This window comes from bacterium, from assembly GCA_022616075.1.
Taxonomy (GTDB): domain Bacteria; phylum Acidobacteriota; class HRBIN11; order JAKEFK01; family JAKEFK01; genus JAKEFK01.
On record JAKEFK010000266.1, the window covers coordinates 1 to 22,309 of the forward strand.

22 protein-coding genes are annotated in these 22,309 nt (G+C 47.6%); all 22 read left to right on the top strand.

Annotated elements, in window-relative coordinates:
- Nucleotides 1-408 (top strand): MotA/TolQ/ExbB proton channel family protein (locus L0156_21920; protein ID MCI0605653.1); only part of this gene is annotated, 408 nt, incomplete at its 5' end.
- Nucleotides 409-410: 2 nt separating this feature from the next.
- Nucleotides 411-866 (top strand): biopolymer transporter ExbD, encoded by a 456-nt coding sequence (locus L0156_21925; protein MCI0605654.1) that lies wholly within the window; start codon nucleotides 411-413, stop codon nucleotides 864-866.
- Entirely contained in the window at nucleotides 863-1,678 is an 816-nt protein-coding gene (locus tag L0156_21930; GenBank protein MCI0605655.1) for a TonB C-terminal domain-containing protein, read from the top strand. The genes L0156_21925 and L0156_21930 overlap by 4 nt, the downstream gene beginning before the upstream one ends.
- On the top strand, nucleotides 1,679-2,980 hold the full coding sequence (tolB, locus tag L0156_21935) for a Tol-Pal system beta propeller repeat protein TolB (protein ID MCI0605656.1): 1,302 nt from the start codon (nucleotides 1,679-1,681) through the stop codon (nucleotides 2,978-2,980).
- Between the two features lie 39 nt (nucleotides 2,981-3,019).
- Nucleotides 3,020-3,559, top strand: coding sequence for an OmpA family protein (locus L0156_21940; protein ID MCI0605657.1), 540 nt, complete (start codon nucleotides 3,020-3,022; stop codon nucleotides 3,557-3,559).
- Nucleotides 3,560-3,723: 164 nt separating this feature from the next.
- A complete protein-coding gene (gene ybgF / locus L0156_21945; GenBank protein MCI0605658.1) occupies nucleotides 3,724-4,512 on the top strand; it encodes a tol-pal system protein YbgF in 789 nt (262 codons plus the stop codon).
- A 13-nt stretch (nucleotides 4,513-4,525) separates the two neighbouring features.
- On the top strand, nucleotides 4,526-4,945 hold the full coding sequence (locus L0156_21950; protein ID MCI0605659.1) for a single-stranded DNA-binding protein: 420 nt from the start codon (nucleotides 4,526-4,528) through the stop codon (nucleotides 4,943-4,945).
- Nucleotides 4,946-5,017: 72 nt separating this feature from the next.
- Complete coding sequence (locus L0156_21955) at nucleotides 5,018-6,010, top strand: PhoH family protein (GenBank protein ID MCI0605660.1); 993 nt, start codon at nucleotides 5,018-5,020, stop codon at nucleotides 6,008-6,010.
- 83 nt (nucleotides 6,011-6,093) lie between these two features.
- Entirely contained in the window at nucleotides 6,094-8,415 is a 2,322-nt protein-coding gene (locus L0156_21960) for an HDIG domain-containing protein (protein MCI0605661.1), read from the top strand.
- Between the two features lie 172 nt (nucleotides 8,416-8,587).
- Nucleotides 8,588-8,950: an rRNA maturation RNase YbeY gene (ybeY, locus tag L0156_21965; GenBank protein MCI0605662.1), complete on the top strand. Its 363-nt coding sequence runs from the start codon at nucleotides 8,588-8,590 to the stop codon at nucleotides 8,948-8,950.
- The gene (locus L0156_21970) at nucleotides 8,950-10,176 is read left to right on the top strand and encodes a hemolysin family protein (protein MCI0605663.1); all 1,227 of its coding nucleotides are present in this window, start codon (nucleotides 8,950-8,952) and stop codon (nucleotides 10,174-10,176) included. The genes ybeY and L0156_21970 overlap by 1 nt, the downstream gene beginning before the upstream one ends.
- Nucleotides 10,177-10,190: 14 nt before the next feature.
- Nucleotides 10,191-11,066, top strand: coding sequence for a GTPase Era (gene era / locus L0156_21975; GenBank protein MCI0605664.1), 876 nt, complete (start codon nucleotides 10,191-10,193; stop codon nucleotides 11,064-11,066).
- Between the two features lie 114 nt (nucleotides 11,067-11,180).
- On the top strand, nucleotides 11,181-13,481 hold the full coding sequence (gene lptC, locus L0156_21980; protein ID MCI0605665.1) for an LPS export ABC transporter periplasmic protein LptC: 2,301 nt from the start codon (nucleotides 11,181-11,183) through the stop codon (nucleotides 13,479-13,481).
- Complete coding sequence (gene lptB, locus L0156_21985; protein MCI0605666.1) at nucleotides 13,441-14,166, top strand: LPS export ABC transporter ATP-binding protein; 726 nt, start codon at nucleotides 13,441-13,443, stop codon at nucleotides 14,164-14,166. Before lptC ends, lptB begins: the two co-directional genes overlap by 41 nt.
- Nucleotides 14,167-14,171: 5 nt before the next feature.
- A complete protein-coding gene (gene rpoN, locus L0156_21990) occupies nucleotides 14,172-15,608 on the top strand; it encodes an RNA polymerase factor sigma-54 (GenBank protein ID MCI0605667.1) in 1,437 nt (478 codons plus the stop codon).
- Between the two features lie 144 nt (nucleotides 15,609-15,752).
- Nucleotides 15,753-16,283 (top strand): ribosome-associated translation inhibitor RaiA, encoded by a 531-nt coding sequence (gene raiA, locus L0156_21995; GenBank protein ID MCI0605668.1) that lies wholly within the window; start codon nucleotides 15,753-15,755, stop codon nucleotides 16,281-16,283.
- Between the two features lie 169 nt (nucleotides 16,284-16,452).
- Complete coding sequence (locus L0156_22000; protein ID MCI0605669.1) at nucleotides 16,453-16,920, top strand: PTS sugar transporter subunit IIA; 468 nt, start codon at nucleotides 16,453-16,455, stop codon at nucleotides 16,918-16,920.
- Nucleotides 16,921-17,008: 88 nt separating this feature from the next.
- Entirely contained in the window at nucleotides 17,009-17,968 is a 960-nt protein-coding gene (gene hprK, locus L0156_22005; protein ID MCI0605670.1) for an HPr(Ser) kinase/phosphatase, read from the top strand.
- Nucleotides 17,969-18,826: 858 nt separating this feature from the next.
- Entirely contained in the window at nucleotides 18,827-19,705 is an 879-nt protein-coding gene (gene rapZ / locus L0156_22010) for an RNase adapter RapZ (GenBank protein ID MCI0605671.1), read from the top strand.
- 4 nt (nucleotides 19,706-19,709) lie between these two features.
- Nucleotides 19,710-20,114 (top strand): PTS sugar transporter subunit IIA, encoded by a 405-nt coding sequence (locus L0156_22015; protein ID MCI0605672.1) that lies wholly within the window; start codon nucleotides 19,710-19,712, stop codon nucleotides 20,112-20,114.
- An 88-nt stretch (nucleotides 20,115-20,202) separates the two neighbouring features.
- On the top strand, nucleotides 20,203-20,472 hold the full coding sequence (locus L0156_22020) for an HPr family phosphocarrier protein (protein ID MCI0605673.1): 270 nt from the start codon (nucleotides 20,203-20,205) through the stop codon (nucleotides 20,470-20,472).
- Nucleotides 20,472-22,253: a phosphoenolpyruvate--protein phosphotransferase gene (ptsP, locus tag L0156_22025; GenBank protein MCI0605674.1), complete on the top strand. Its 1,782-nt coding sequence runs from the start codon at nucleotides 20,472-20,474 to the stop codon at nucleotides 22,251-22,253. Before L0156_22020 ends, ptsP begins: the two co-directional genes overlap by 1 nt.
- Nucleotides 22,254-22,309 lie beyond the last annotated feature (56 nt).

The window sequence follows — 22,309 nt, forward strand, 5'->3', positions numbered from 1 at the left end:
GGCAGCGCTGCCACGATCAAAGGAATGCCCCCTCCGATCACTCATGAGAGGATCGACCGGGCGGTAAGCAAGGCAGGGCTCAGCGAGGCATCAGCGCTTGAGAAGAATTTATCGTTCCTCGCAACCACGGCGAGCGCGACTCCCTTCATCGGTCTGTTTGGAACGGTCTGGGGAATCATCAACGCATTTGAATCGATCGGCGCGGCGCGCAGCACCGACCTTTCCATTGTTGCCCCCGGGATCGCCGAGGCATTGATTGCCACCGCCATGGGTCTGGCTGCTGCCATACCTGCAGTTATCGGATACAACTATTTCATCCACAAAATCCGCGACCTGACATCGGAAATGGAAGAATTTTCGATCGAACTTCAGAACTTTGTAGAGAGCCAGCACTTAGTGGTCAAGTAATCATGGCTTTTTCGGCAGGAAGAAAATTCGGAGCCGCGATGGCTGAGATCAACGTCACTCCGCTTGTCGACGTTGTTCTTGTTTTGCTTATCATATTTATGGTGACAGCTCCCTTGATGCAGAGAGGAATTGATGTCGATTTACCCCGCACGGTTACACAATCCGCAGATCAAGAAGAGCGAATCGTCGTTTCAGTTAGTAAGGAGGGAAAGATTTTTATCGGAGATGTACAGATTCAGATCGAAGATCTGAGCGATCACCTTCGACGTCGTGTCGCTCTCACGGAGAATCCGAAAGCCATTTTCTTGCGTGGCGATAAGACTCTTCGTTATGAAATCATCATGCAGGTGATGGATGAGATGAAACGCTCGGGCGTTCCCACGATCGGTCTCGTTACAGAACCAGCTCGTGAAAAGAAGAAATCTGCAGGCGGGACGCCCGCGGTACAAAGAAAATGAACTATAAGAATTCACAACTGCGCCAGGGCAAACAGGCGAGTCTGCCAATCATGATTTTTGTCTCGATGTTTGGTCATGCGCTGGCAATGCTCATTTTCATCATTGCTCCAGGCTTAATTTCCAGCGGAGACCCCGAGCCGTACGGAGGGGGACCAGGCGGTAATGTGATGTGGGTTTCCAGTTCAGCGATTGGACAACAGGGAAAAATCTCGCAAAAGGAATTAACGCAGGATGAGCCTGCACCTGCCGATCGCATCAAGAAATTAACTGCAGAGGAAGAAGTACCACCTCCTTCGAAACTTGAGTTTCCAGATGAAACAAAGGAAAAGCCCAAGGATGAACCGAAAGCCAAAGAAACTATGAATGTGCCGCTTAAGGACCGAAAAAAGGAAGGCGAATTCGGGAGAGGAACCGATAAGCGGGAAGATGCAGGCAAGTCGGGCACTAAGGGCCTTGGAAAATCGGGAGTTGGTATCGGAATGGGAGGCCCGGGGGATGGCGGCACAGGAACAGGTATTCCCTTTCCCTATCAATGGTATCTTGATATCGTTTTCACGAAAATCGAATTGGCCTGGCGAAAACCCTATTTGGGAGAGAATAACCAACAGCAATACATCACAGTAGTTTATTTCATCATCAAAAGGAATGGCCAGGTTAGAGAGGTGAAGGTGCAGGAAACGAGCGGACTTGTAACAGTGGATCGATCCTGCGAAAGCGCGATTCTCGGGGCCGTTCCCTTTCCACCTTTACCAACTCAGTTTACGGAACCCGAATTGCCGTTACGTGTGACTTTTCAAACCGGAGCAAATTGAATGAAATCAATACTTCGAATCGTTCTTTTTTTTATTGTGTTTTCTCCGCTAGTTTCGCGCTCGCAAGAAAAACCAATCGATCTTGGTACCATCCTTAGTCCTGACTTCAAACCGCATCCCGTTCTGATTGCGCGCTCCCATTTAGATTCACCGGACGCAAGAGCCGCGGCAGATGAGCTGGAAAGCACGCTGGCAGCGGATTTGGACTACTCCGGACTCTTTGAAATTGTAGATAACTCGTCTTATCCGGCATTCACCGGAAGCGTTAATCTTGCGCCTTGGAAAACTTCGCGTGCAAAATACATTGCGCTGTTGAAGGTTGGAGCGACAACAGCGCAGATCAGTGTTGAAGCGCGTTTTTATGATTTGCAATCCGAGAGTTTGATTGTGGGAAAGGTTTACAAATGGGATCGCAAATTTATCCGCCAGATTGCTCACCGGTTCGGAGATGAAATCCTTTACCGGTTGTGGGGAGTGCGCGGAATTTTTACTTCCAAAATCGCATTTTCTTCGGATCGTGGGGGAAGCGCCACACGAGAAATCTGGCTCATGGATTATGACGGTTACAACCAGAAACAGATTACCGTAAGTAAAGCGATCAATCTTTCACCGGAGCTTTCCCCTGATGGAAAAAAGGTCGTTTACACCACCTATCGAATTGCAATGGAAGGGAGCGGGCAGATCCTCGTGGTCTATTCCATTTATGATGCGAAAAAGTACACCTTTTTCTCCAAGGGAACTTTAAACTCGGCTCCTGCCTGGTCGCCCGACGGTGGACGGATTGCGTTTACGTCCAATATCAACGGAAATGCCGAGATTTATGTGGCAAACGCCAATGGCGGAAACCCGCAACAGGTCACGTTTCACAGGGGAATCGACACATCTCCGGCGTGGAATCCGGCCAGCGGACAAATCGCTTTTACGTCGGACCGCAGCGGCAATCCCATGATTTACATCATGAATAATGATGGAACCAACGAGCGACGGCTTACCTTCGTCGGGGAATATAATGAATCCGCGGCCTGGTCTCCAAACGGATCAAAGCTTGCATATGTTTCGCGTTCAGGTAATATTTTTGATATATATGTCGTTGAGATGGATACCAGTGTGGTGACACGGTTGACCCAGAGTGAACGAAGCAACGAGAATCCATGCTGGTCTCCTGATAGCAGACATATTGCATTCGCATCAAACCGAACCGGGAAGTACCAGATCTGGTCGATGTTGTATGATGGTACCAAGCTCCGTCAATTGACGCGAGATGGTAATAACACCAGTCCCTCCTGGGCTGCAGGAGAATAACTCGAAGTTGATATAGATAGATATAGAAGGAGGAGGAAGTTGAGAGCACGAGCTTTACTGATTGTTCTGATGATTTTTTCCGTAGCGTTTGTTTACTCAGGTTGCAAGAAGAAAGAGCCCATACCCGAACCGATGCCGGAGACTTCGGCGCCACCAACCACAGGTGAGGCGCCGCCTCTTGTAGAGAGGCCTACAGAAGGGGAACCTCAAACAGCGGATATTTTTGAAGAATGCACCAGGCAACTGCAACCGGTTTTCTTTGATTTCAACAGATCTGAGATCCGCGAAGACCAGATAGCGGCGTTGCAAAACAATGCTCGAGTGCTGAAATCACCAACGTGCGGCACAGTTACAGTGTTGATTGAAGGACATTGTGATGAACGCGGCACGGATGAATACAATCTGGCTCTCGGAGAACGAAGAGCCGACTCCGCAAAGGATTATTTGGTTACACTGGGTATTCCTGACAACCGGCTCAGTACTCTCAGTTATGGAGAAAGCCGTCCGTTTGCGCAGGGGCAAGGCGAAGATGCCTGGTCGCAAAACCGGAGAGCGCATTTTGTCGCTGTTAGAAAGTAATTGAAAGATTTACCGGCGGGACGTTTGTAGTAGCGGCTTCAGTCGCTATCCCACAAACGTTTCGCCTTTTCTATTTGAGAATGAAACCGCCAAGACGCCAAGGCGCCAAGAAATAGACTCCAAAGTCTTGGCGTTCCTGGCGACTTGGCGGTTAAATTAAAGTTATGAAACGTATTTTGGTTCTGTTTTTATTTGTCGCCTTTGGTGTGACTGCTTACGCAGGCACCAAAGAAGACATGGCGCAGATTCAGAGAAACCTGCTGGAGATTCAACAGCAGTTCTGGGATCTGGAAAAGAAGTTAAAAGACAACAGCGCTTCTGTGGAAGCAACAGTGAAAAGTGTTCAGGGTTCCACGGAAGAATTGCGTCAGGTACAGGCAACTCTTAACGCAAAACTGGAAAAGATTCTGAATGAGCTCCAGGCGCTTCATGAAAAGGTAGAGGATACGAATCGCCGTGTTCGCGATTTATCGGTTCCTGCCGCTGGCGGGATGCCGCCCGGTGCTACTAATCCGGTAGAAGAGCCCCGCCAGAATCCCAATCCAGCGCCACCTCAGCCAACAGCGGCTGGTATTGGTGAGCAGCAGGTCTATCAAAATGCGATGGGAGAGTACACAAAGGGAAGATTTGAGCAGGCGTTACGCGGGTTTCAGGATTTGCTGGATCAATTTCCGAATTCCAAGCTATCCGATGATGCTCAATTCATGATCGGCGAATCCTACTATGGAATGAAAGAATACGTAGATGCCGTTTCAGAATATGATAAGGTCATCAAAAGCTATCCGGACTCGGACAGGGTTTCAGGAGCACGATTGAAGAAGGCATTTTCACTTTTTTCGCTGGGCAAGAAAGGCCAGGGCGTTATTGAGCTCCAGCAAATTGTCCAGCGCTATCCATCTACCAAAGAAGCCGAGATAGCACGACAAAGGCTTGAGGAGCTTGGCCTGGAATGAAAAGGGGGCAAAGATGAAATCCATTAACAAAGTCATTTTGATTGGTCACCTGGGACGCGCTCCCGAGGTTCGTTATACGCAGGGGGGCGCTCCGGTTGCCAATTTCAGTCTTGCTACAAACGAGTACTGGACCTCGAACACAGGGGAAAAGCAGGAAAGGACGGAGTGGCATAAGATCGTCGCATGGGGAAAACTGGCGGAATTCTGTCAGGAATATCTGCAAAAAGGAACCTATCTTTATGTAGAAGGCAAATTGCAGACCAGAAGCTACGATGACCGTGACGGTGTCAAACGATATGTGACCGAAATCAAAGCTACAGAATTTGGCCTGCTCGAACGCAAACCTGGTCTTGAATCTGCAGGCGGGGAACCGCCCATCGATACCCTGCCGCCGGAAACAAGTGGTACGGGTGAAGATGATGTTCCGTTTTGAAGTACTTGTAGGGGCGACCCTCGTGGTCGCCCGCGCGGGCAGGCACAAGGCCTGCCCCTACCAGTTCTAATTATGATGAAGAAGATTCAGGTTCCGCAGCAGTTCTTCGAATCACTCATCGGAAGAATGGATGAGAACCTGAAAACAATGGAAAAGTATATCGGTGTTCGAGTGTCCGGCCGGGGCAACGAAATTTTCATCGAAGGCGAGGAAGAATCGGTTCAACATACCGAGGTTCTGATACGCAAGCTTATGGATCTCTTGCAAAGCGGTTACACGATCACTTCCGGCGACATCAAAACGGCAGCCAGCCTGATGGAACAGAATCCAGATGTGGATCTCAATCAGTTTTTCTTGAGCCAGAGAATCATTCCTTCAAGCAAGAAGCACGTCGTTCCAAAGAGCTTCAATCAGAAAAAATACATTGAAGCAATGCACAATTACGATCTCGTGTTCGCGGTCGGTCCTGCCGGGACAGGCAAAACATATCTTGCGATGGCAATGGCTCTTTCGGCGCTAACGAATCGCGCCATCAGCAGGATCATCCTAACGAGGCCCGCAGTGGAAGCCGGTGAAAAACTCGGATTTTTGCCTGGGGACCTGCTCGAGAAGGTGAATCCTTATTTGCGTCCGCTCTATGATGCCCTGTATGATTTGGTCGAGCTGGACAAGGCCTCCAAATTCATTGAAAAAGGACTCATTGAAATTGCCCCTATTGCATTCATGAGAGGACGAACGCTCAACGATAGTTTTGTCATTCTGGATGAGGCTCAGAACACTACATCCGAGCAGATGAAAATGTTTCTGACAAGACTCGGTTTCAATTCAAAAGCCGTGGTTACCGGCGATATCACACAGATTGACCTGCCGCCGGGGAAAATTTCAGGGTTGAGGGAAGCCATTGACATTTTGAGCCACGTGGACGAAATTTCCTTTCAGTACTTCAATGAACACGACGTTGTCCGACATCCTCTGGTCAAAAAGATTATTCGCGCGTATGAAGACTATCCAGGAAGTCAGCGAAAGACTGCACCGGTAACCCTGGATCCTGTGGAGAGCATCTGAAGAAGTTCAAAGCAATGAGTAATGAGTGATGAGTCCGTGTTGAGGGTCTCATTGCTCATGACTCATTACTGTGGCACTAATTCATGAAACACAAGATAAAGATATTCAATCCGCCGGAAACTGAAAACACCGCAATCAGGATCAGGCAACAAGTTTCGAAAGTGCTGCGGGACAAAGATTTCTGGTGGGGTTTACTTTTCCTTTTTGTATTGCTGCTTTTATTCGGCACGCGCTCCGAAACGCCTATCCCTGAATACAACGTTGGTGACATCGCCCACAGCACCGTCCGCGCACCCAGAGACATTCAGATTCCGGACTTACGCACTACTGAAAAGAAGAGAAAAGAAGAACAACAGAAAGTGCTTCCCGTTTACGATTATGAAGCGAATCTTGCCAACTCTTCCGTATCGCGTCTACACGAGATTTTCGTGTATTTGCGGAACCAGCAGCGCGCCAATGTCAGAAGCAATTCTCAAAAAATTGCGGAAGACATTCAGTCGCAGTGGAAAATCTCCGTAGACCCCGCGTTTGTGGAAGAAGTAATGAAGAATGAGAACAACGAGCGTCTCGAAAAATATTTGAGCGAACATCTCAAGAAAGCGATGTCGCAATACATTGTAACGAGCCGGGAAATTTTGTTCGAAACCGCTCCGAAAGGACTCACCATCCGAAACAGGGGGACCAACAAGGAAGAAGATCTGCCCGTAACATCGGTCCAGGATCTTATCAGCATGCAGGAAATCATGATCACGGAGCTGCAAAGAGATGCCTGGAACCACAACGTGAATTTCGAACATCACTTGAATTTGTTGAATTCCTTGCTCGTTCCTACGATTTACTACAACAGCGCTGAAAGCCAGTCCCGAAGGCAGGCCGCCGAAGACAATGCAGAACCTGTTTTCTATCAGATCAAAAAAGGAAAAGTCATTGTCAGGGATGGGGAAGAGGTCACTCCTGCCATTCAAACGCAGCTGAACGCGATTCGTGACGCGGTGCAGCCCGGGCCGCCAATCCGTTATTCCATCGGAATCCTGATTCTTCTTTCCATTTATCTAATCTCGCTGAAAAAGTACTTGAACGTTCATCAGTGGTCGGAAATCAAACTTCGCAACAAAGCCTTGTTTCAGATGTGTGGATTGATTTTGCTCGTTCACATGCTGCTCGTTAAGCTGGGATTTTTTGTTGCTTCTTCGCTCTCCGTGGTCTTTTCTTTTGGTCCGCTCAGCCAAATGCTGCCTTATCAGGTGGCCATCCCTTTTGCGATCGGAGCTCTTCTACTATCGATCCTTACCGATAAACAGATTGCTACAATCTACTCTCTTGTTTTTGCAATTCTGGTGGGAATTTTGACCAGAGGAGATTTCTATCTTGCTTTCTACTGTCTGGTGAGCGGCATCGTGGCGGCTTTCACGATCAAACGCTATTATCAGCGGTCGGCATTACTTCGAAGTTGTTTCTGGATCTGGCTTGCGAATTTGTTAACGGTATTTACGATTCATCTTCTGCAAGAATCACCACTTGTGTGGAGCGAAATCCTGTTTCACGCTCTGTGCACTTTTATCTCTGCAATGCTTTCCGCTGCAGTGGCTTCCGTTCTTTCGCCGTTGTTTGAGTGGTGGTTCAACATCACGACCGATATCAAACTTCTGGAACTCAGCAACCTCGATCTTCCGGTGCTGCGCCAACTGGCGCTCGAAGCACCCGGCACCTACCATCACAGCATCGTGATGGGAACAATCGCCGAAGCTGCGGCCGAGAAAGTGGGCGCCAATCCGCTGTTCTTACGCGTCGCCGCTCTTTATCATGACATCGGCAAAATCCGAAAGTCCGAATATTATGTGGAAAACCAGCGTGAATTCAATAAGCATGACACGCTCAACCCACGCATGAGCGCACTCGTCATCATCAACCATGTCAAAGAAGGACAGGAAGTCGCAAAGATGCTCCGTCTTCCATCCGAAATCGCCGATATGATCCCGCAGCATCACGGAACGCGCCTCATCACATACTTTTATAAAAAAGCAAAAGACATGGAAAACCCGGAGATCGAAGAAGTAAAAGAGGAAGATTACCGTTATCCGGGGCCGAAACCTCAAACGAAAGAGGGGGCCATTCTGATGCTGGCAGACGCGACTGAAGCGGCGTCACGTACCCTGACCGATCCAAGTCCCGCGCGCATCCGGAACATGGTCAATACGCTCTTCCGGGCCATTTTCGAAGATGGCCAGTTGGATGAATCGAACCTCACGATGAAGGATCTCAACTTGATTGCGGATGCCTTTGTGCGCAAACTGGAAAGCGTTTTCCACCACCGAATTGCCTATCCGGGTTACGAATTCAATAAAGATGATACGACCAAATCTTCAGGTGAATCTCAAGACTTTTCAGAGAAAATGGCGAATTAATCCGGCTTCACTACGCAACTACCTACGCAGAGCGTGGAAAGAAATTTGTACTGGAGGCGTCCCGCCGCCGAGATTTTTGAAAAATGTGGTGCGGACGACTCGTCCGCAAAAAAATGACCGTGCACTATCGTGGCTGGCGGGCGAATCGCCCGCACCACAAGCAGATCTTCGTATGGCGATTGACGGCACGGTGCCTGCTGAGGTTAGCGTCGTGCTTTTGAATGATCAGCAAATGCGTTGTTATAATAGGGAGTACCGGCAAAAGGATTACCCCACGGATGTGTTGTCTTTTCCTGTGAATGAAATACAGGAAGAGCTCTCGAAGGGAAGCCGGCGGCACACTTTTTATCTGGGGGATATTTTGATTTCCATGGAAAGAACAGCGATTCAGGCCCATGAAAAAGGGCACACAATCCAGAAAGAACTTAAAATCCTGCTCTTGCATGGAGTTTTACACTTACTCGGGTACGATCACGAAGTCGATGATGGACAGATGGAACGTGTCGAGCGCAAGCTTCGGAAAGCAACGCTGTAATGATAGAACTCATTCAAGCCGTCTGGTATGTTTTTCTCTTTGTTGTCTGTTTTTATGCGTATTTGAGTTTCTCGGTCATCACTCATGATCTACTCGCGACGATCACACTCCCTTTAGAACGGAGAACGGAATCCTACAAACTCAGTCCCCTTTCCACCCTTTTTGAAAGTGAAGAGAAGCTGCTTGCAGTTTTGCAACTGTGCAGGCTGATTTTTGCGTTGCCGGTGGTGCTCCTGCTGTTTCAAAGGGCAACACAGTTTCATCTTGTTGCCGCCATCGCTGCCGTGTTTTTCATAATCCCGTTACTTTATCTTTTGCCGAACTGGTTTGCAAAACCTGCGGCATACAAGATTTTCAGGATTTCGGTTCAGGCCATCAGTTATGTTCTTTATCCGGCCTTATGGGTTATCGATAAACTTTCTTCTCCTGTGCTCCGCCATGAGCCACAAGAAGAAGAAAAAAAGACGAACGGTGAGCTGGAGCAGGTGGAATCTCAGGAATTCAAGGGAGACATTATCAAAGCGGTTAGCACCATTGAGACCACAACTGTGCGTGAAGTCATGACCCCGCGTGTGGATATGGTAACCATTTCAGCTTCAGCCACACTGGATGAGCTCCACCAGTTCTTTAAGGAACACAACTTCAGCAGAGTTCCTGTGTATAAGGAGCGAGTGGACAATATTGTTGGAATTGTCGGAGTCATGGATTTTGTTATCAGGATTCCGGAAACTGAAAAAAATTCCACGGTGGATACGATCATGCGTCCGGCTCAATTTGTTCCTGAAACAAAAAAGGTTTTCACTTTGTTGCGGGAGTTCCGGGAAGCCCACGCACAAATGGCGATCGTCATTGATGAATACGGCGGCACCTCCGGACTTGTGACTTTAGAGGACCTGCTGGAAGAGATCGTGGGCGAGATCGGAGACGAGTTTGATGAAGCGCCTGACGAAGGGCATCGCGAACGAGATGGCGCCTATGTCGTTACCGGTAAATTTCCGATCGAAAGACTCGAAGAACTCTTTGCAGTTCAGGTTACCGATGAGGATTTTGAGACGATCAGCGGTTTGATCTTCTCCGTTGTAGGAAGAATTCCCCTTGTGGGCGAGATCGTAAAATACCAGAACCTGAATCTGGAAATTCTGGAAGCGGACAAACGTCGGATCCATCGCGTTCGCATCCGGGAAATCCCCGCGACCGCAGAAGATGCAGATGTCGCCGAAACGTAAAAATTAAAAAATCGATGAAATTTGGATTTGTTAGTTTTATAGGACGTCCGAACGTAGGGAAATCTACGCTTTTTAACGCTTTGCTCGGAACAAAGCTGGCCATTGTATCATCGAAACCCCAAACCACGCGAAATAGAATTAGCGGGATTCTTACAAACAAAGAGGGACAAGTTGTTTTTTGGGATCTGCCAGGCATTCATAAAGCTCTTGGAGTGATGAATAAGCGAATGGTGAGTATTGCATTGAATGCCATCAGCAATGTAAATCTTGCGCTCTGGGTGATCGATGCAGAACGGGACGCTCAGGTCGATGATTTCATCATGGGACACATCAAGTCCAAGAAACCCCCAATGATCCTGGTGATCAACAAAATTGATTTGATCGCAAAAGATAAACTTTTTCCCATGGTGGACGTTTACAGCAAGGCCTACGATTTTCTGGAAATTGTCCCGGTTTCGGCAACGAAAGAGGAGAATATTGACGATTTGAGGCAATCCATTTTCAAACATTTGCCTGAGGGAGAGGCGATGTTTGGTGAAGAAGATCTGACCGAAGTGCCGGAACGAGTTCTGGTAGCTGAAATGGTTCGAGAAAAAGTTTTTCAGCTTACTCATCAGGAAATACCTTATTCCACCGCCGTGCAAGTGATTACTTTTGAGGAGAAACCAAAATTGATTTCCATTTATGCGGAAATCTGGGTCGAAAAAAACACACAAAAAGGGATCATCATCGGCAAAGGGGGAGAAATGATCCGGAAAATAGGCACTCTGGCCCGCCGGGATATTGAAGATCTCCTGGGAAGCAAAATCTACATCGAACTCGTCGTCAAGGTGAAGGAGAACTGGAGAGAGAAACCGGCTGTTCTGGACACCTTGGGCATCAGAGCGTAACATAATCGTGGATCGTGATCGTAATCGTGATCGAAAATCTCTATCTTAATTCGTTGGATCACGATTCAGGATTACGACTACGATTACGATCATGATTACGATCCACGATTAAATATGCAAAGAAAAGTAGCACTCCGCAGTTTCACGATCCTGAAGTGGATTCCCCGATTGCTTATGGTCGGGCTAATCGGCTTTAGCGCTTACGTCTACTGGAACTACGGCCGAACAGAGACTAAGGACTCTGGCGTGAATCCTCCGCGCCCTCCGGGTAGAGTCACTAATGAAGTAAAAGGGATCGAGTACATTCATTTTGACAAGGGACTAAAGGTTTATCAGGTAAAAGCAAAACGAAACAAGAAATTTAGAAACGAGAGCCAGCAGCTTGAAAGGCCGCTGTTTATCTTCTTTGACGAAAATCAAAAAGAAACGATTCGTGTTACCGGCAAGAAATGCAACATCTCTCGCGATTTCAACACCATTACTGTGATTGATGATGTGGTTGTGAAATCGCAGACCGACATGACCGTGACCTCGAATCTATTGAGATACGACAGCCGGCTCCGTCAGTTTCACACCTCGAGTCCTTCCCGTTTTCACTGGAAAACGATGAACGGAAAAGCGCGCGGGTTCGTGTATAAAATTGAAGAAGAAATGCTGGTCCTCCCCCAGGACCCACAGATTCAATACATCAATAAAGCAAGTGAAAACCGGCAGCCGATCCTGGTTACCGGAATGCGTGGAGCGGTAGATCGCAAAAATGGTTTTGCCTATTTCGATGAAAATGTGGAAGTCACTCAAGGCCGTGATTGGATTCATGCGGACCGGATAGAAGTGAGCTTCAAGGCCAGCGACAATGATGTAGAAAAGATCGTTGCGCGCAACAATGTGAAAATTAAGTTTGCAAGGCCGGGGAAGGGGAAGCAGAAGGCGGGCGAGACGCCCGCGGTCCATAATGCAGGCGTGACGCCTGCGCTCCCTACGCCTGTGCTCCCTATTCAGGCGCCCAGGATGTCCAATGTATTTACTGCGGACGAAACTTCCGGCAAAGATCTGGACGCCGATCAGGTGGAACTATTCTTTTTCGAAGATGGAAGCACCATCCGTTCCTTTCACTCAACCGGAAATTGCACCTTTGTTCTGCACACTTTCGATAAAAGAAACAAACCTTTTGAACACCGAATCATCAAAGGAGACCGGTTTGATGCGTCCTTCAATGGCGCCGGAGATATGGAAGAATTTCATGCTTCGGACAACGTCTCCGTGACGGTGCAACCGGCCGGACCTGCCAGGAGAACCGGTTCCCCTCAAACAATTTATTGCAGGGATCTGAATGCAACTTTCGTCCCTGCGACGGGTGATGTGAAGGAAATCCATTTCAACGGCGAGTTCAAACACGTGCAAAATGAACGCACTGTCTCCAGTGAGCGAGCCATTTATTACGGGAAAGAAGGGAAAACGGATTTGATCGGTTCGCCGCAGATTCAAGACACTTCTCTGAACATCACCTCCGAAAAAATGTTCCTGTACGAACAAACCTCCGCTATACACGCGGATGGAAACGTTAAAAGCGAATTTGTAAAAAAAGAAGGGAAAACACCGACAACGTTTCCCTTTGCCTCTCCTTCCAATCAGCCGGTCTACATCAGCGCAGAAAAAATGGATTGGGACTCCAACAAGTCGGAAGCCGTGTATACAGGCAAAGCCAAACTGTGGCAGGAAAAAAACGTCATCACCGCCGCCAAAATGACGATCAATGACAAAGAAAAAACTTTGTCCGCCTATGATAAAGTCCACACAATTTTCTACAATCAGAAAGAGGGAGTCGCAGAAGAAGTCACTAAAGCGATAAAGAAGGAAAAAAAGAAAGCTGCCGAAACTGCTTCCGCTGAAGAGGAAAACAAGCTAATGGTGACACCGGAAAAGGGGCAGGATGGTCCGATTTCGGTGGATGCTGCAATTATGAACTACGTGGAAAAGGATCGGATCATTCATTTTGAAAAGGATGTGAAGGTCATTACTCCGTCCACAAAAATCAATTCAGAAAAAGCTGATTTTTATCTGAAGGAAAAGTCCTCTGAGTTTGACCGGCTTTACGCCCAAGGGAAAGTGACAATTCAGACGGAGCAAAAAAGAGGAAGCGGCAAAATGGCAACATTCTTTGCAGGCGATAGAAGGTTAATTCTGGAAGGGAATCCGAAACTTTCGGAGCCTGGAAAAGCGGACATTCTCGGTCATGTGTTGACCCTCTTTTTAGCGGATGGTAGAATCCTCATCGACGGTCAGGAGGACGGCCGGGCCACAACGACGCTTGAGATGTTAGAAACGGCAAGCAATCCATTAGCGTCACCAAAATCCCCCAGCAAGAAAGTTCCGGATGCAGGTTCTAAAGACCGAAAACCTAACCAAAAGCTATAAAGGGCGAGTTGTCGTCCGCGATGTAGCACTTCAGCTGTTCCAGGGGGAAGTTGTTGGACTCCTTGGTCCCAACGGCGCAGGCAAAACCACCACATTCTACATGGTGGTGGGCCTCACTTCGCCGGACTCGGGCTACGTTCTGTTGAATGACATGGACATCACCGATTTGCCCATGTATCTGCGCGCGAGGCAAGGAATCAGTTATTTACCACAGGAACCCTCTGTCTTTCGAAAACTAACCGTGTACGAAAATATCATGGCCATTCTGGAAACCATGAACTACACAAGAAAGGAGCGCCGCGAACGAACTTTCAGTTTGCTCGCAGAATTAGGAATAGAACACGTTTCCAGCAGCAAGGCTTACACTCTGTCCGGTGGTGAAAGACGACGTGTTGAAATCGCCCGCGCACTTGCTACGTCCCCCAGTTTCATGTTGCTTGATGAGCCTTTTGCCGGAATCGATCCGATCGCGGTTGCCGATATTCAGGAGATTGTTGCAAAATTACGTGACTCAGGAATCGGCGTTTTGATCACGGATCACAACGTCCGCGAAACCTTGAAAATAACGGATCGGGCTTATATCATAAATAACGGGGAAATCTTCCGGGCCGGTTCACCGCTCGATCTGTCAAACGATCCCGAGGTGAAGAAGATTTACTTGGGAGAATCGTTTAAACTGTATTAGGTTCTATGTCGATTCAGCAAAAGCTCCATTTGAAGATTGGCCCCCGGCTGCACATGACTCCGTCTCTGCAGCAAGCCATCAAACTCCTCCCGCTCGCGCGACTCGAACTCCAAAATTACCTGGCACAAGAAATGCAGGTCAATCCGATTCTTGAGGAACAGGTTACCACTGTAGAAGATGAAGAGTACGATGCCGAAAAAGAAATGGAGATCGCGGAAGAAAATACAAACATTGAAAATGATCGAAAGGTAGAAGATACCTTCGATTACGAAGCTTTTTTTCGTGACTACTTCGATCTCAGCTACAATCCGAATGTTCCAAGAGAAATCACCGAATATCCTTCCTTTGAAAACACGTTAGCCACACAGACCACGCTAACGGATCATCTGGAATGGCAGCTTGGCGTGTTAAACCCGCCGGAGCCGGACCTTTCTATTGCCAATGAAATTATCGGAAATCTCGATGATAAGGGTTATCTGCAAAGTTCCATTGAAGAAATCGCTCAAGCAGGTCCCTTTGAGCTTCTGGATGTGGAACGGACCTTGAAGTTCGTTCAGGAGCTGGATCCGGTAGGGGTAGGCGCGCGCGATTTACAGGAATGCCTCCTGATTCAAACTATTTACTACGGGTTCGCGGGAACACCGGTGGAGATTATGATCCGGGAGATGCTGGATCTTTTACGAAATCATAATTACCAGGAAATCTCCCGCCGTCTAAAATGTTCTTTGCCGGAAGTACAGAAATGGATGGAAGCAATCAAGCATTTCGATCCGGTTCCCGGACTGAAATACAGCTCCTCTGCTCCACAGTACGTCACTCCGGATGTCTATGTGGTGAAAATGGATGGAGAATACAAAATTCTTCTCGATGACGATGGCATCCCCAGATTGCGCATCAATCCTTTGTACAGAAGAATGCTCGAAGAAAAAGGAACTCCGGAAGAAACCGTAAACTATATCAAAGACAAAATTAAATCGGCGTTGTGGTTGATCAAAAGTATCGATCAACGGCAGAAAACGATCTATAAAGTTGCGGAAAGTATTGTGCGCCATCAAAGGGGTTTTCTTGATTACGGAACGCAGTTTCTCAAACCGCTGATCCTCAAAACCGTGGCTGATGATATCGGAATGCACGAATCGACCGTCTCGCGCGCGGTCACAAATAAATACATGCATACTCCCCAGGGTGTGTATGAAATGAAATTCTTTTTTCACAGCTCTTTATCAAATTCCCGTGGCGTAGACATCAGTTCACTTTCCATTAAAGAAAAAATTCGTAAGATGATTGAATCCGAGGATCAACTAAAGCCTCTCAGTGATTCCGAAATCACGTCTGCTTTTCAAAGGGAGGGACTTAAAATCTCGCGAAGAACAGTTGCAAAATATAGAGAAGACATGAAGATACCGGCTTCCCACCAGAGGCGATCTGTTATCTCGCAATGAAATAACATTCAAGAGATTCACTTGCGGAGAGGTCACCACTGTGATTCCTCCCCCCTTATCAAGGGGGAGATTAGGAGGGGGTTGTAAACAAAAAGATAACCCTCTCCTTCCGGGGTCTGCAGACAATAGAGATCGAGGTTTGATATGAACGTTAATTTTACGAGTCGTGGTTTTGAGCTTTCAGAACAGATTAAGAAATTTGCGCGTGAAAAGCTAAAGAAGATTGAATCTTTGGACGAGCTGATTAACGTGACGTTAACGATGGCTCAGAGCAAACATCTTTACAAAGCCGAGCTGCTGGTTCATGACCGCAACGCGCGGTTTACAGCGGTTCAATCTACTCCGGATATTTATAAATCGATTCATGCTGTCGTTGATAAGGTGCAAAAACAAGTCAAGCGGCACAAAGAAAAAATGATCGGTCGCAAGCGTTTGGCTCCCACGAAGGGAACCAAGCTTGTGCAAAATATGGCGACGTCCGAGAAATTGGCTCCTCCCCGGGTAATCCGCAGCCGGAAACAGGATGTCAAGCCGATGTCCCAGGATGAAGCTGTTCTGCAAATGGAATCCTTGAAAGTGGAATTCCTGATTTATCGCGATACAGGGAACGATCGAATTTTCGTCCTGTTCAGACGAAAGGATGGAAACTACGGTTTGGTAGATTCAGAAATTTAGCCAAAGACGGACAAATTTTTGAACAGAAGTACGCAAAGGACGCAAAGAAATAGAAATTTAGCCAAAGACGGACAAATTTTTGAACAGAAGTACGCAAAGGACGCAAAGAAATAGAAATTTTGACTTCGCGATCTTTGCGATCTTCTGTTCAAAATGAGCTAGAAATAGTATGAAGTTGTCGGAAGTTATCACGGAAGATTTGATTTTTCCCGACTTAAAGGGAACGAATGTCGCAGACATTTTGCGGTCGTTCGCTCAGTCGATCCGCGATGCGGGAAAATTTTCTAACCCTGATGTACTCTATGACCGTTTGCTTCAGCGTGAGAATCAGGAAAGCACCGGTATTGGAAATGGCGTAGCAATTCCTCACTGCAAAGTCGAAAGTCTGAATGAAGTAATTCTAGCCGTCGGGTATTCCTCTTCCGGAGTCGATTTTAAAGCGATTGATGGAAACAAAACATTCTTCTTCTTTCTTGTGCTTTCACCGGCCAGTTCTTCCGTGCTTCATCTGCGGGCGCTGGCCGCTCTATCACGGCTACTCAAATCCACGAATTTCATGGCACAACTTCAGAAGAGACCCGGGAAAAAAGAACTTGTAGATTTGATTCGCGAAGAAGAGAGTACCTTAGTAAAATAAATGCAAGTTCAACCGCCAAGACGCCAAGTTTGCAGAAACAAAGACATAATTATTCCTTGGCGGACTCGGCGCCTTGGCGGTTCATAGTATGCAAGTTCAAAACATTGACCGCCCTTATATTCATGTATCGGAGCTACTTTCCGAAAAAGCAACCCACCTGAATCTTCAGCTGATCACCGGGAAACAGGGACTCAGCAAGAGAATCAACTTCCCAAAAATTCAGAAACCCGGCCTCGCTCTTACGGGATTTACTGAGTATGTTCGTCCGGGACGCGTCCAGATTCTAGGTGAGAGCGAGCTCGCCTTCCTACGCCAGATGGAACCGGAGAAACGGCGCGACGTACTCCATCAACTTTGTTCCGTGGATGTTGCCTGTTTCATCATCACAAGAGGAATGCAACCGACCGAAGAAATCCTGCTGGAAGCAGAGAAGCATCAGATTCCCTTGATGGTAACTCCTCACGTTACTTCGGTTTGCATCGAAAAGATGACGACCTTTCTTTCGGACATGCTTGCGCCCAGGACTTATTTGCACGGCGATCTGCTCGATATTTTCGGTCTGGGAGTTCTGTTAATCGGAGAGAGCAGCATTGGAAAAAGCGAGTGCGCGCTGGATCTGATCGTGCGCGGTCATCGCCTGATCTCGGATGACATCGTCATCATCAAAAAGACAACGGACACGATCGTGATCGGAACGGCTCCCGATTTGATCCGGTATCATATGGAGCTCCGTGGTCTTGGTGTGATCAACATCCGGGATCTCTTCGGTATTTCAGCCATCAGCTTGAACAAGAAAGTTGAGCTGGTGATATCGCTGGAACGATGGAAGCCGGATGTCGAGTACGACCGGCTGGGGCTGGAAGAGAACCGCTATGAAATCCTCGGGTTCGACCTACCACTGATACGGATGCCGGTTGCGCCGGGACGAAATATTGCTATTTTAATTGAAGTAGCTTCCCGGAATTACCTGCTCCGCTCGCAAGGCTACAACGCCTCCAGGGACCTTGTACAAAAGATCGACGAGATCGCGGGCCCCAAAATCAAGTAATTTAACCGCCAAGACGCCAAGAATAGGAAGTTCCCTATGTGTATTCAAAATCACGAACCTTAATACGATCTGTACCTGGAGGAGGAGTGAACGGCCCGAACTCTTTCTTTTCAAGTGGTAGTAGCGTGCAATCTTCATTACACCGAACATCCTGTTCGTCGATACTGTTTCCTTGCGAGTCAAGAAAAACTACAAGAAAGCGGTGTAATGTGATCGTTCGATCGCCGTGATTCTTTACATGTATCCGAACGGCTCCTTGATCACGTGAGAAATTGCATAAATTACACTCGAATCGGAAAATGCTAAAGCGATGGGGAATACTGACACAATAGCCATTGTTAAAAAATACCAAAGCGATTGCCTGGTCATCAATTTTTCAAAACTAAACTATTGTTCGCCCAGGTACGCGACTCCATGCTGATCGTTTTTTCTATCAATGACGGGTATCCAAAGTTCATTTTGATTTGCATGGAAAACTGAGGAGTAAGGTTGCCACTGATATCGTACTGGTTCTATCTTTAACTTTTCTTGGATTATGTCAACCACACTCGCTGAAAATGAGAACTTGTGGCAATTGGCTACCGAGGTAAATCTGATGCTCGGGTTAGAAAGATCCGCCACTGATACGGATGCCGGTTGCGCCGGGACGAAATATTGCTATCTTAATTGAAGTAGCTTCTCGGAATTACCTGCTTCGCTCGCAAGGCTACAACGCCTCCAGGGGACCTCGTACAAAAGATCGACGAGATCGCGGGGCCCAAAATCAAGTAATTTAACCGCCAGGACGCCAAGAAGCCAAGATAGAACTATGATTATCTCTTGGCGGACTTTGGCGCCTTGGCGGTTAGAATATAACAAATGGTGGAACCTCAGAATCCGACCCAATTCCTGATCATTACAGGTCTGTCCGGATCAGGGAAAAGCGGCGTGAACAAGTGTTTCGAGGACCTCGGATACTTTTGCGTGGACAATCTGCCCGCAAAGCTCATTCCCACCTTTGTCCAGCTATGCACGAAACCAGGAGCAGAAATTCGACGGGTAGCCATGACAATGGATATTCGCGAGCGAGATTTCATTTATGATTTCCCCGAAATTTATCACAGCATGAAGGCGGAAGGCTATGACTTCTCCATCCTTTTTCTGGAAGCTTCCGATGAAGTACTTGTGCGGCGATTCAGTGAAACGCGACGGCCTCATCCGCTTGCGTTCGACCGGCCGGTTTTGCAAGGAATCGTCGAAGAACGGGAGCGTCTTCGCGCCCTTCGTGACATGGCGGACATAATCATTGACACATCGAATCTGACCATTCACGAGCTTCGCGAACACATCAACAAGATCTACTCGCCGTCCGCCGAAGCGAAGCCTCTGATCATCTCGTTGATCAGCTTCGGCTACAAATACGGAATCCCTTTTAACAGTGATATTCTTTTTGACGTTCGTTTTCTTCCCAATCCTTTTTTTGTTCAGGATCTGAAGAACAAGACGGGACTCGATGCAAGGGTCCAGGAATATGTTTTTGAAAATGAAGAATGGATGCAGTTTCGGGAGAAGCTGGCGGACCTTCTATTTTTCTTGTTGCCCAAATTTGTACGGGAAGGAAAATCCTATTTGACGCTTTCGATAGGCTGCACAGGCGGGAAGCACCGGTCTGTGGCAATTGCCGATTATCTGGAAAAACTATTGAAAGAAAAGGGGCACATGGTCCGCTGTAAGCATAGAGATATGAATAAGGAGTAAGACAATGGTTGGCATCTTAATCGTCACGCATGGCAGGCTCGCTCAGGAACTGCTGGAAACGACGAAAATCATCGTAGGAAAAGGCATCGATCACCTGGTTCCGATCAGTGTCGGCTGGAATGATGACATGGCGGACATTCAGAAAATCATTTCAACGGCAATCGCCAAGGTGGATCAAGGTGACGGAGTTTTGATCCTGACCGATATGTTCGGGGGCACGCCTTCCAATATCAGTTTGTCTTTTTTATCTGATAAAGTGGAAATCATAACCGGTGTAAATCTTCCGATGCTGATCAAAATCATGAACGTAGGAGAACGGCACAAACTCAAGGAGCTCGCTCATCTCATTCATGAACAGGGCAAAAAAAGCATTTATCTTGCGAGTGAGATTCTTTCTTTGCATAAATAACAAAGTAGCGCAGACGTCTCGTCTGCGCTGAGCTCCGCAGGCGGGACGCCAGCGCTACTTTGTTTACCCGCTTGTAAAAAGGCAGATAATGATTACGCAGGACGTTGAGATCACAAATAAGAAAGGATTACACGCTCGCGCCGCATCCAAGCTTGTGCAATTGGCTGCAAAATACAAATCGAAGATTCTGCTCGGCCGTGACGGACAGCAGAGCGATGGAAAGAGCATTCTGGGCGTTCTGGTGCTTGCGGCGCATCAGGGCTCTCTGCTGACGATCATCACTGAGGGAGAGGATGAACAGGAAGCAATGGATGTGCTTATCGATCTAATCAACCGGAAATTTGACGAAGGGGAATAGTGAAGAAGAATACGTATAAGGGAACACCGATCTCACCAGGGATTGCAATCGGGAAGAGTCTGCTGCTGGAGAAGCAGGATGTTGCTGTGTACCGGATCGACCTGGAAGAGCAGCAAGTCGAATCCGAAATCCAGCGTCTGAAAGAAGCGATCCAGAAAGCGACGGCGCAAATTACGTTGTTAAAAGAGCAACTAAGCGATCGTCTGGGCAAAGAACACGGCTACATTATGGATTCGCAGCTGTTGATGCTCTCTGACAAGCTGCTTGTCGAAAACACAATTGATTTGATCCGCAAAGAAAAAGTGAATGCCGAATGGGCATTGAATGAGACAGCCGAACAATGGACAACCATCTTTGAAAACATGAAAGACGAATACTTCAGGGAGCGCGTGACGGATGTCGAGGATGTTATTCACAGGGTTATGGCGAATCTGGCTCACATTAATGTTCATGACCTGACACAAGTTGATGAAGACGCGGTGATCTTGTCGTATCAGATGACTCCTTCGGATATTGTAGAACTACAAAATACGAGGGTCGTCGGCTTCGTAACACAGATTGGGGGCAAAACAAGCCATACTGCGATTATTGCGCGATCCTTAAAAGTACCGGCTGTCACAGGTATCTCCGGCATCGACGACATCGCGAAGTCGGGAGAAATCGTGATCATCGATGGTTACGAAGGAATTGTCATCGTAGATCCGGCGACCACGCAGCTGCGAGAGTATCAAAACAAAAAGAATTACTACGAAGAACATTCCCGGGTCATGCTGACGCAAAGAGAATTGCCTGCCATGACGAAAGATGGGCGAAAAGTTGTGGTGCAGGCAAACATCGAACTGCCGGAGGAGCTCGAAGCGGCAATTCGATCCGGGGCGCACGGAATCGGTATCTATCGCTCCGAGTTTCTGTACTTATCAAACCCGGACCGTCTTCCATCGGAAGAGGAACATTTTGTGGTTTACCGAAAATTAGCAGAAAAAGTTTATCCTTATTCCGCTATTGTTCGAACTGCGGATCTCGGGGCGGAAAAATTCACGCCCGCCATGGGAATGAATCATGAACCGAATCCGGCTCTGGGTATCCGTGGAATTCGATTCTGCCTGCAAAGAAAAGAAATGTTCAAAACGCAACTCCGCGCCCTCTTGCGCGCCAGCATTTATGGGCGGCTCAAGATTATGTTCCCGATGATTTCCGGCTTGAGCGAACTCCGCGAAACGAAGGCAATCTTAGAGGAATCAAAAGAAGAATTGCGGCTGCAAAAAATAGAATTTAATGAGAACATCTCCATCGGAATTATGATTGAGGTTCCTTCGGCTGCTCTGTCCGCCGACTTGCTGGCACAGGAAGTCGACTTTTTCAGTCTCGGCACAAATGATCTCATTCAGTATCTCCTGGCAATCGACCGGAACAATGATCATCTGTCTTATCTTTACGATCCGCTGCATCCTGCTGTGATCCGGATCATGAAATACGTCGTGGATAAAGCTCATGAAGTCGGAGTGAAAGTCGGGTTATGCGGTGAAGTTGCTTCCGATCCTCAGAATTTGATTGTGCTTCTTGGTCTGGGGCTCGATGAACTTTCCATGAATCCTGTTTCTGTTCCTCTGATCAAACATATGATCCGTTCCGTAGACTATTCGGATGCGCGAGAAGTGCTGGAACATTGTCTCGCTCTGGCTACGGCGCGCGAAGTAAACGAATACATTTTAGAGAAGGTAAATCAGTTTTTCCCGAGCGGCTTCTTCGCCCCCAAAGGGCCGGGCCCCTCGATGCTATAATGTTTTTACCGCCAAGACGCCAAGAACGCCAAGACTTAAAAAGATAGATTTTTTCT

Bases quoted from the DNA above. Each gene is read 5' to 3' on its own strand.
- L0156_21925 (MCI0605654.1), top strand. From the start codon at position 411: ATGGCTTTTTCGGCAGGAAGAAAATTCGGAGCCGCGATGGCTGAGATC.
- L0156_21930 (MCI0605655.1), top strand. From the start codon at position 863: ATGAACTATAAGAATTCACAACTGCGCCAGGGCAAACAGGCGAGTCTG.
- tolB (MCI0605656.1), top strand. From the start codon at position 1,679: ATGAAATCAATACTTCGAATCGTTCTTTTTTTTATTGTGTTTTCTCCG.
- ybgF (MCI0605658.1), top strand. From the start codon at position 3,724: ATGAAACGTATTTTGGTTCTGTTTTTATTTGTCGCCTTTGGTGTGACT.
- L0156_21950 (MCI0605659.1), top strand. From the start codon at position 4,526: ATGAAATCCATTAACAAAGTCATTTTGATTGGTCACCTGGGACGCGCT.
- L0156_21955 (MCI0605660.1), top strand. From the start codon at position 5,018: ATGATGAAGAAGATTCAGGTTCCGCAGCAGTTCTTCGAATCACTCATC.
- L0156_21960 (MCI0605661.1), top strand. From the start codon at position 6,094: ATGAAACACAAGATAAAGATATTCAATCCGCCGGAAACTGAAAACACC.
- ybeY (MCI0605662.1), top strand. From the start codon at position 8,588: ATGGCGATTGACGGCACGGTGCCTGCTGAGGTTAGCGTCGTGCTTTTG.
- L0156_21970 (MCI0605663.1), top strand. From the start codon at position 8,950: ATGATAGAACTCATTCAAGCCGTCTGGTATGTTTTTCTCTTTGTTGTC.
- era (MCI0605664.1), top strand. From the start codon at position 10,191: ATGAAATTTGGATTTGTTAGTTTTATAGGACGTCCGAACGTAGGGAAA.
- lptC (MCI0605665.1), top strand. From the start codon at position 11,181: ATGCAAAGAAAAGTAGCACTCCGCAGTTTCACGATCCTGAAGTGGATT.
- lptB (MCI0605666.1), top strand. From the start codon at position 13,441: ATGCAGGTTCTAAAGACCGAAAACCTAACCAAAAGCTATAAAGGGCGA.
- rpoN (MCI0605667.1), top strand. From the start codon at position 14,172: ATGTCGATTCAGCAAAAGCTCCATTTGAAGATTGGCCCCCGGCTGCAC.
- raiA (MCI0605668.1), top strand. From the start codon at position 15,753: ATGAACGTTAATTTTACGAGTCGTGGTTTTGAGCTTTCAGAACAGATT.
- L0156_22000 (MCI0605669.1), top strand. From the start codon at position 16,453: ATGAAGTTGTCGGAAGTTATCACGGAAGATTTGATTTTTCCCGACTTA.
- hprK (MCI0605670.1), top strand. From the start codon at position 17,009: ATGCAAGTTCAAAACATTGACCGCCCTTATATTCATGTATCGGAGCTA.
- rapZ (MCI0605671.1), top strand. From the start codon at position 18,827: ATGGTGGAACCTCAGAATCCGACCCAATTCCTGATCATTACAGGTCTG.
- L0156_22015 (MCI0605672.1), top strand. From the start codon at position 19,710: ATGGTTGGCATCTTAATCGTCACGCATGGCAGGCTCGCTCAGGAACTG.
- L0156_22020 (MCI0605673.1), top strand. From the start codon at position 20,203: ATGATTACGCAGGACGTTGAGATCACAAATAAGAAAGGATTACACGCT.